The sequence below is a fragment of the Rathayibacter rubneri genome (assembly GCF_023743255.1).
Lineage (GTDB): Bacteria > Actinomycetota > Actinomycetes > Actinomycetales > Microbacteriaceae > Rathayibacter > Rathayibacter rubneri.
On the sequence record NZ_JAMRYM010000205.1, the window covers coordinates 1 to 1,055 of the forward strand.

Sequence of the window (1,055 nt, forward strand, 5' to 3'; positions counted from 1 at the left end):
ACATCGAGGTCGGGCGCGAGCGCCGGCGCCCCCGTGGCGACGGTCAGCAGCACGGTGCCCACGGCGACGAGCGCGAGGAGGGCGTCCCCGTCGAGCGCGCCGACGACCTCGACGCGGCGCTCCGAGCCGCGGACTCCCGCACCGTGCTCCTGGTCGACGACGCCGACGCCGTCCTGGACGAGCAGCAGTACGCCGACCTCGAGGACGCCTTCGGCTCGATCGTGCTCGTGCGCCCGACCGCCACCGCGCTGGACGCCCTGCTCCCCGGTGTGGCGTCCGCCGGCGTCCCGCTCGCGGACGGGTCCCTCGACGCCGACTGCGTCGTCCGGGCCGCGGCGCGCGCGGGAGCGATCCCCGCGGGCGGTCGGGCCTACCGCATCGTCGAGGGCGGAGCGACGGGCTGCTTCCCCACCGGGGACGACGCCTTCTCGCTCGTCACGGGCACGAGCCCCGGAGGCGCGGACGTCGCGGTGCTCGGCGACGCCGACGTGCTCCGCAACGGAACCGTCGACGAGCAGGGGCGTGCCGCCCTGGCCCTGAACCTGCTCGGCGCCCAGGAGCGCCTCGTCTGGTACCGCGTCGGGTTCGACGATCTGCGGGGCGAGGGCGCCGTCGATCCGGCCGACCTGGCTCCCGGCTGGGTCACGCCCGCGATCCTCCTGCTGCTGGCCGTCGGCGTGGCCGCGGCCGTCTGGCGCGGACGCCGCTTCGGTCCGCTCGCCGTCGAGCCGCTGCCCGTCGTCGTGCACGCGAGCGAGACCGCCCGCGGCCGCGCGCGGCTCTACGCACGGGGGAGCACCCGGGTCCGCGCCCTCGACGCGCTGCGCATCGGCACCCTCCGCCGCGTCGCCTCGATGCTCGGCCTGTCCGCCGGGGCCGGGGTCGACGAGATCGTGAGCGGCACGTCCGAGCTGCTCGGCGGCGACCCGGTCGCGCTGCGCCGGCTCCTCGTCGAGGACCAGCCCGTTGACGACGCGTCGCTGGTGCGCGCGTCCGACGACCTCCTCCGCCTCGAGAGCGCCGTCCGCGCCGCCCTCGCCCCGACTCCGCACCCC

General features: G+C 77.5%; 1 protein-coding gene. It reads left to right on the forward strand.

Annotation, left to right across the window (positions count from 1 at the left end):
- The coding region (locus tag NB037_RS19325; protein ID WP_251948689.1) for a DUF4350 domain-containing protein at positions 1 to 1,055 on the forward strand (1,055 nt) is incomplete at both ends.